The sequence below is a fragment of the Burkholderia sp. MSMB1826 genome, assembly GCF_001526325.1.
Classification (GTDB): Bacteria; Pseudomonadota; Gammaproteobacteria; order Burkholderiales; family Burkholderiaceae; genus Burkholderia.
The window spans coordinates 561044-569426 of record NZ_LOYN01000015.1; the positions used below are offsets into that span (position 1 = coordinate 561044).

The 8383-nt window shown below is 69.5% G+C and carries 7 protein-coding genes; all 7 read left to right on the forward strand.

Going from position 1 to position 8383, the window contains the following annotated elements; all coding sequences use genetic code 11:
- Window positions 1–83: 83 nt before the first annotated feature.
- The 7 genes from WS95_RS09395 to WS95_RS34725 all read left to right on the forward strand — a co-directional run bounded on the left by WS95_RS09395 (window position 84) and on the right by WS95_RS34725 (window position 8007).
- Complete coding sequence (locus WS95_RS09395) at window positions 84–3041, forward strand: DUF2339 domain-containing protein (protein ID WP_059823440.1); 2958 nt, start codon at window positions 84–86, stop codon at window positions 3039–3041.
- Window positions 3038–4396: a DUF3999 domain-containing protein gene (locus WS95_RS09400; protein ID WP_059823442.1), complete on the forward strand. Its 1359-nt coding sequence runs from the start codon at window positions 3038–3040 to the stop codon at window positions 4394–4396. The genes WS95_RS09395 and WS95_RS09400 overlap by 4 nt, the downstream gene beginning before the upstream one ends.
- Window positions 4397–4616: 220 nt before the next feature.
- A complete protein-coding gene (locus WS95_RS09405; RefSeq protein ID WP_059823444.1) occupies window positions 4617–4922 on the forward strand; it encodes an NIPSNAP family protein in 306 nt (101 codons plus the stop codon).
- A 312-nt stretch (window positions 4923–5234) separates the two neighbouring features.
- Complete coding sequence (locus tag WS95_RS09410; protein ID WP_059502143.1) at window positions 5235–5885, forward strand: NADPH-dependent FMN reductase; 651 nt, start codon at window positions 5235–5237, stop codon at window positions 5883–5885.
- A gap of 239 nt (window positions 5886–6124) precedes the next feature.
- A complete protein-coding gene (locus WS95_RS09415; protein WP_006480563.1) occupies window positions 6125–6343 on the forward strand; it encodes a hypothetical protein in 219 nt (72 codons plus the stop codon).
- Between the two features lie 101 nt (window positions 6344–6444).
- Complete coding sequence (locus WS95_RS09420) at window positions 6445–7347, forward strand: hypothetical protein (protein WP_059823446.1); 903 nt, start codon at window positions 6445–6447, stop codon at window positions 7345–7347.
- 321 nt (window positions 7348–7668) lie between these two features.
- Window positions 7669–8007 (forward strand): hypothetical protein, encoded by a 339-nt coding sequence (locus WS95_RS34725; protein ID WP_156444462.1) that lies wholly within the window; start codon window positions 7669–7671, stop codon window positions 8005–8007.
- Window positions 8008–8383: the final 376 nt, after the last annotated feature.

Consider the following 8383-nt stretch of genomic DNA (forward strand, 5'->3'; position numbering starts at 1 on the left):
CGCCTGCCGGCCGTGCTGAAACCGCCTCGATCCGGTGCGATTCCGGTCGAAGGACGATAACGATAGTGAGAGGGAGCAAGGCGTTGAACTGGGCATTCGCCGTAATCGGTTTCGTCGTGGGCGGCATCGCCGCCTTGATCGGGGATTTCCCGGCCGCGAGCGGCGCGCTGCTCGGGGCCGCCGCCGGGTTCTGGGTCGGGCACGTGCTGCGGCAACGCAAGCTGCGGAGCCGGCGCGCCGTGCCCGACGCATGGGCCGCCGCCGCGCCGTCTCCCGCCCCGTTACCGCTCGCCGATCGCGTCGCGCGCCTCGAAGCCACCGTCGACACGCTCACGCGCGAACTCGACGCGCTGCGCGCTCAACTGGCGGGCACGCAGGCCGGCGCGGCGACATCCGGCGGCATCGCGCCGACGGCTTCGGCCGACGCCGCCTCCGCACCGCTGCCGACGCACTTCCCGACACCGCACGCGCCACGACCGGCCGCCGCACGCGCGGACACGCCGGCCTCCTCTTCGACGCCGGCGCCCACTCCACCGCCCGCGCCGGCCACCGCGGCACGCGCCGCAGCGGCGTCCGCTCGCGCCGACACCCCCGCCGGCACGCCTGCCGCTCCGCCCGAACCGCCCGCGCCGCGTACACCCGGCATCGCCGAACGCGCGTTCGGCGCCGCGCGCGACTGGCTGCTCGGCGGCAACACGGTCGTGCGTGTCGGGATCGTCGTGCTGTTCTTCGGCGTCGCGTTCCTGCTCAAGTACGCGGCCGACAACGACATGCTGCCGATCGAATTCCGTCTCGCGGGCACGGCGCTCGCGGCGGCCGCGCTGCTCGCGATCGGCTGGCGCGTGCGTGCGCGCCGCGCCGCATACGGCCTCGTGCTGCAAGGCGGCGGCATTGGCATCCTGTACCTGACGATCTTCGCCGCGACCAGGCTCGATGCGTTGCTGCCCGTCGGCGCCGCGTTCCCGCTGATGGTCGCGGTCTGCGCGCTGAGCGCATTCCTCGCGGTGCGGCAGAACGCGCTGCCGCTCGCGTTCATGGGCAGTGCGGGCGGCTTCCTCGCGCCGATCCTGCTGTCGACCGGCCACGGCAACCACGTCGCGCTGTTCAGCTACTACGCACTGCTGAACGCGGGCATCTTCGCGATCGCGTGGTTCAAGGCCTGGCGCCCGCTGAACCTGCTCGGCTTCGTGTTCACGTTCGCGATCGGCTCCGCGTGGGGCGTGACGGCCTATCGCCCCACGCTGTTCGCGAGCACCGAGCCGTTCCTCGTCCTGTTCTTCCTGATGTATGTCGGCATCGCGCTGCTATATGCGGTGAAACGCGAACTCGCGCTGCGACACTATGTGGACGGCACGCTCGTGTTCGGCACGCCGATCGTCGCGACCGCGCTGCAGGCTTCGCTCGTGAAAGGCATGCCGTTCGGGCTCGCATGGAGCGCGGTCGCGCTGTCGGCGTTCTACGTCGCGGTGGCCGCCTGGCTTGCGCGGCGCCGCGATCGCCTCGGGCTGCTGTTCGAATCGATGCTCGCGCTTGCGGTCATTTTCGCGACGCTCGCGGTGCCGTTCGCGTTCTCGGGGCCGACGACCAGCGCCGCGTGGGCCATCGAAGGCGCGGCCGTCGTGTGGCTCGGCGTGCGCCAGAAACGCCTGCTGCCGTTCGGCTTCGGGCTGCTGATGCAGGTCGCCGCGGCCGGCGCGTTCTTCACGAGCCTGCTTGGCCCGGCCGACACGGCCGCGCTGCCGGTGCTCAACAGCCCGTATGTCGCGATGCTGCTGATCGCGCTCGCCGGCCTGTTCACCGGCTGGTGGCTGCACGGACGCGGCGAAGCGCGCGCCTGGCACGCATGGATGCCCGAGATCGGTGTCGCGGCCGCCGCGTGGGGGCTGCTGTGGTGGGTCAGCGGCGGGCTGCACGAGATCCTCGTCTATGCGAGCCGACACGTCGACCTGCATGTCGAGCGCTTCGTCATCGATACGACCGCGCTGTTCGCGGCCGGCACCGCATGGCTCGCGCACGCCACGCGCCGCCGGCTCGCGTGGCCGCTCGCCGAATGGCCCGCGCTCGCGCTCGCGCCCGTGCTGGCGCTGCTCGCGCTGCGTGCGTTCGATGCGCACGAAGCGCCGCTGTCGGGCATGGGCGCGTTCGCGTGGCCCGTGGTCGTCGGCGCGGGACTTGCGCTGCTGTGGCGCCAGTCGCGCGGCACCACCGGCGCCGCCGACGCGCGCGGTGCGACGCCCTCCGTTGCAGCGCGCCTGCTCGCGCCGCTGCATACGCTGACGTTCTGGACCCTGTGCGCGCTGCTGTCGCTCGAAGGTTTCTGGCGCCTGCGCGCGTTCGTCCCGGAAGGCGCATGGAGCTGGAGCGCATGGGCGTACGGCTTCGGCGCGCTGCTCCTGCTCGTGTCGGGCACGGGCTCGCGCCTGCGCTGGCCCGTCGCGGCGTTCCCGCGCGCCTATCAGGTGTGGGGGGCCGCGCCGCTCGCCGCGCTGCTGTGGCTGTGGAGTCTCGCCAGCACGGTGAGCGACGGCGACGCAGCGCCGCTCTTCTGGCTGCCGCTGCTCAATCCGCTCGACGTCGCGCAGGGTCTCGTCTTCGTCGCATTCGCCGCGTGGCTGCGTCGCCTGAAAGCGCTCGGCATCGCGTGGCATCCGCGCGTCGTCGGCTATCTGGCGATCGCGACCGTGTTCCTGTGGTTCAACGTGCTGATGCTGCGCACGCTGCATCACTGGGCCGGCGTGCCGTACGCATTCGGCGCGATGACCGAATCGACGCTCGTGCAGGCATCGGTGTCCGTGTACTGGACGGTCTGCGCGCTCGCCATCACGATCTGGGCCACGCGCCGCGGGCTGCGACCGCTGTGGTTCGTCGGCGCCGCGCTGCTCGCGCTCACGGTCGTCAAGCTGTTCCTGTTCGACCTGTCGCACGTCACCGGCATCGAGCGCATCGTGTCGTTCATCGGCATCGGCGTGCTGCTGCTGTTGATCGGCTATTTCTCGCCGCTGCCGCCGAAGGCCGCCGCGCAACAGGACGGCCGGCCATGAAGCGACGCGCCGCCCTGCTCGGGCTGAGCCTGCTCGCGTCGTTCGCGGCGGCCGACGGCGCACCGAACGCCGGACGCGCCATGCAGCGCTTCGCGCTCGATCTCGACGGCAGCGCCGCGTATTACCAGCTCACCGTGCCTCAGCCCGTGTATGCGGCGAGCCGGCGCGACGATCTCGGCGACGTGCGCGTCTTCAACGGCGCGGGCGAGCCGGTGCCGTACTCGCTCGACGCACCCGCCGCGGCCGCGCCCGCCGTGCCGCCGTCCCGCACGCCGGTGCATTGGTTCTCGCTGCCGCCCACGCGCGCCGAACACGGCAACGCGCCGCCCGGCGTGACGGTCGGCCCGGACGGCGCGCTGCGCGCGGCCGTCGCGACGCCTTCGCTCACCCGGCACGGCGCGGACCTCGTCGATCTGTCGCATGCCGACGGCAGCGTCGACGCGCTGCTCGTACACGTGGGCGACGACAGCTACCAGGGACGTGTGTCCGTCGAAGCCAGCGACGACCTGCGCACCTGGCGGCCGCTCGGCAGCACGCAGTTGCTGAAGGTCGGCCGCGGCAACGACATGCTGGTGCAGGAGCGCATCGCGCTCGACGGCGCGGCGCCGCGCTACCTTCGGCTGGACTGGCCCGACGGCGCGCCGTCGATCGCGTCGGTCGACGTCGAGACGCATCCGCGCGACGCACGCGGCGTCGACACGGCGTCCGTGCCGCGCCAGTGGCGCGACGCCGTGCGGATACGCGCCGGCGCTGCGCCGGGCGAGTATCTGTTCGACACCGACGGCGCGTATCCGGTCGACCGCGTGCGCATCGACCTGCCGCAGCCGAACACCGTCGCGCGCGCGACGCTGCAAAGCCGCGCCGATGCGCAGGCGCCGTGGCGCGACGTCGCGGCCGCCGTGCTGTTCCGCCTGCAGGGCAAGGGCGGCGAGCAGCGCAATCCGCCGCTCGAGTTCGTCGCGAACACGGATCGCGCATGGCGAATCGTCGTCGACATGCGCAACGGCGGGCTCGGCGGCGGCCAGCCGGCCGTCGCGCTCGGCTGGCATCCGGCCGCGCTGACCTTCGTCGCGCGCGGCACGCCGCCGTTTACGCTCGGCGTCGGCGACGCGTCGCTCGTATCGTCGGCCGTGAGCCGCGACGCGCTGCTGGTCGGCATGGTGCCGGAAGTGCGGCCCGCCCGCGTCGGCGCGGCGCTGCCGGCATCGGCGGTCGTGCCGGCGGCGGCCGCCGATGCGGATGCCGGGCGCCGCTACGTGCTGTGGGGCGCGCTGATCGTCGCGGTCGGCGTGCTCGGCGCGATCGCATGGCGCCTCGCGAAAGGCGGCGGCGAAACGCGCAGCCGCGACGAGTAACTCCCGGGGTAACGCGGCTGACGGAGGAAGCGCATCTCGTGCGCGCCGATGCCGCGTGCGTGTCGCGGCGAGTGCAGGGAAGCATCGATCGTTGCCCGCGCAAGCAGCGCGTCGTGCGATGAAGTCGCGTGGTGACGACGCGCCTGCCGGCGCGCTCGCCGTTGACACGTGCCGCCCCGCGCTCCAGACTCGCCGCTCCGTCACCCCACCGCGAGCGCCCATGATCACCTGCTTCCTTCGCTACGTCGTCGATCCGTACAAACTCGACGAATTCGAAACCTACGGCAAGATGTGGATTCCGCTCGTCGAGCAGTTCGGCGGCACGCATCACGGCTACTTCCTGCCGTCCGAAGGCGCGAGCAACATCGCGCTCGCGATGTTCTCGTTCCCGAGCCTCGCCGAATACGAGCGCTACCGCGAACGCTCGAAGGACGATCCCGCCTGCCAGGCCGCGTTCCGCTACGCGGAGCAAACCCGGTGCATCGTCAGCTACGAGCGCAGCTTCTTCCGGCCGGTGTTCGAGTAACGAACCCGCGCCACCGCGCATCCCGCCCCGTTTTCCGGCCGAGGACGAAAAAAAGCCCCGCCAGCATCCGCGCGGCGGGGCCAACCCATGTCAGTAGAGACATCATGGAGGAGACGAGCCCATCTTATCGACCGTGGCGCACCGTCCCAACCAAGCATTTCTGCTATCGATCTGCGGGGCCGCGCGCACGCGTGCCGTCGCCGCGCGGCATATCGATAGAACGAAAAGTCGTTTTCAGAGTGGCGACGGGGTCGTTACCATCTGGTTTTAAGCCTGTGCTTAGCCGGGCAAGCCATTCCCGAGGAGCGCCCCTTGACTGCATTCGATCAACACCGCCGCCCGTTCGTCGTCGGCATCGGCGGGACCACCCGAGCCGCGTCGTCCACCGAACGCGCGCTGTCGTTCGCACTGCGCGGCGCGCAAGCCGCCGGCGCGCGCACGCGCCTGTTCGACGGCCCGTTCCTGCATACGCTGCCGCACTACGCGCCCGAACACAAAACGCTGACCGACGCGCAGCGCGAGCTGATCGACGCCGTGCGTCAGGCCGACGCGATCATCATCGCCACGCCCGGCTATCACGGCGGCGTGTCCGGTCTCGTGAAGAACGCGCTCGACACGCTCGAGGAGCTGCGCGCGGACGACCGCCCGTATCTCGACGGCCGTGCGGTCGGCTTGATCGTCACCGCGTACGGCTGGCAGGCGGCCGGCACCGTACTGACGTCGCTGCGCTCGATCGTCCATGCGCTGCGCGGCTGGCCGACGCCGTTCGGCGCCACCGTCAACACGCTCGAAACCCGCTTCGAAAGCGCCGATAGCTGCTCGGATCCGAAGGTCGTCGCGCAACTCGAGACGGTCGGTGCGCAAGCCGCCGAATTCGCGCTCGCGTTCGCGTCGCATCGTGCGGCCTCGCATGCGGCATCGGTCGATGCGCTCGCACCCGTGCTGAAAGTCGCCAACCAGTAACCTCCGCATTCCGCCGCGCGCCTTCGGTCGACAGGATTCGACGAGGGCGTGCGCGCCGCCTCTTCCGACGCGTGGCGACGTGCCGTGGCGCGCCGCCACGCCTGCCGAAAGCACGACTCCCGCGCACCGCCCCGATAACGATTCAGCCCCGCGCGTCATTTGCATTGGCCGAAAGATTGGTTCACGCAGGCGGCCCGTTTTCGTACGCTGAAAGTCCGAACTTTTTTGCGCGCCACCCCATGAACCGTACGATCCGCTACAAGGGCTACGAAGTCGCTCCCGCTGCCGCCCGGTTGCCGAACGGGCTGTTCGCCGCCAACCTGACGATCGAACGCGCGAGCGGCGGGCCGTCGCCGCGCTCCGTGTCGTTCGACGCAATCGATTTCTTCTTCGAGGAAGAACACGCCCTCGCCTACGCGTCGCGCTGGGGCCGCCTCTGGGTCGACACGAACGCGTGACCGCGACGCGTGCGGGGCCGGCGTGCCTATGGCCACTCGAAAATACGCGATGACGGAAGCTGTGCAAGAATCTTTCGATCCGTAATCGCATAACAATAGCCATGACCGACACGCTGCACGAAGAGCATGCAGCCGCAGATCACGCGATGCGCAACTGGACCTTCGAGAGGCAAGGCCCGGTCCGAATCGGTTCCGATGCGCACAAGCAGATGTTCTGTCGGATGCTGCTCGACACACACAACCCGTACAAGCCGGCCGTGATCGACTGGCCGGCGCTCCAGCCGGCCGAACTCCGGCGGCTCACGTCGCTGCCGATCTGGGACATCGCCGTGCAAACCGAAGGCCGCGCGTCGATCCGCGTGGCGACCTACGCCGCGACGGTCGACGATCCGCTGCTGCGCCGCGCGCTTGAGATGGACGGCGGCGAGGAGGCCCGCCACAAGGTCGTGCTGTCGAAGCTCGTCGAGGCGTACGGCATCGCGCTCGCGCCGGAACCGCCCTACCCGGCGCCGAAGCATGCCGAATGGGCATGGATGGTCACGGGCTTCAGCGAGTGCATCGACAGCTTCTTCGCGTTCGGCCTGTTCCGTTCCGCGCAGCGCTCCGGCTATTTCCCGCCCGAACTCGTCGAAACCTTCGAACCGGTGATCCAGGAAGAAGGCCGCCACATCCTGTTCTTCGTGAACTGGTTCGCGTGGCACTGGCGCAACCTGCCGTGGTGGCGCCGGCCGTGGTTCTTCGTACGCGTCGCGGCCGTATGGGTGCACCTGATCCGCGAGCGCATCGGCATTGCGCGCGGCATCGACGCCGATGGCGTCGCGCACGACGCGAACTTCCCGGCAACGAGCACCGCCGACATCGGCGATGCGCTGAACCCGCGCGAGCTGATCGAGCTGTGTCTCGCGGAAAACGACCGTCGGATGGCCGGTTACGACGAGCGCCTGCTGCGCCCGATGTTCGTGCCGCGCATGGCGCGGTTCGCGCTGCGGTTCATGAGGAAGTAAGACCGTGGGATTGCCGGTTGCCGGATCCGGCAATCGGCAATCGTCTCGTCCGCGGAACACCGTCACTGGCACGCTCGAGGTTCGCAAAGGCTGTCCTGCGGGTGGCACTCGCTATCGGCACGACCGAATCGCTTTTCAGGCACTGCGTTTTCTTGACATGCGTCGTCACGCTAACGTACGTTATGTTCCGCGATGACAGGCCGGCTCTGGCCGTACCGGGAATGTCACCGCACGCGTCGCGACAGGGCTGACGGTTCGTGAGTCACGCCGTGGCACGGCCGGATCGTATGGTTTCCCACACACAACTACTCAGGATTCCAAATGAAATCGATTACCCATGCCTTGGCCGGAATCGTCCTTGCCAGCGCAGCCGGTGCCGCATTCGCCGCCGGCTCCTCCATCTCCTTGCAATGCAGCTCGCCCTCCGGTGGCCAATGTACCGCCACCGGCACGACAACGCCGCTGAACATCCCGTCGACGAACCTTGTCTTCATGTGGCAAGGCCGCAATATCACGATGACTCCGATCGATGCACATACGGTCAACGTTCAGTGTCTGACCAACCAAGCTGGATTGCTGACCGCGCTGGCCGGATCGAGTGCGACGCAGGGGCCGTCCGCCACCGTGGCCATCGACTGTACGCCCGCGGCGAGACCGTGACGGCGGCCACACTCGTTCGGCACGTCGGCATGTAAGCGCAAGGATCGCCCGTGCTTCCGGGACGGGGGCACGGAATCGAACCCGCGTGGTTCCGCCTCGGCCAGCAGGTGTCCTGCTTGCGGGCGTCGATGCCTCGAGCGCGTAGTCACTCAATCGCACGGCTCATGCCCTCGCACCAACCTGCATCCACCTCCCGGATGTCGCGTCCCCGACACAGTTGTACCCGCCCCTTTTAGTCCGGCACACGGGCAAATTGTCGCCCCCTGATCTGACAATTGGGGAGCCCTCGCCGACGCGCCCGGGACGACGCGTTCAACAATCTGTCGATGTCCGACAGGAAACCGCCACGGGCTGCCTTCCGGTGATTGTTTAGCGC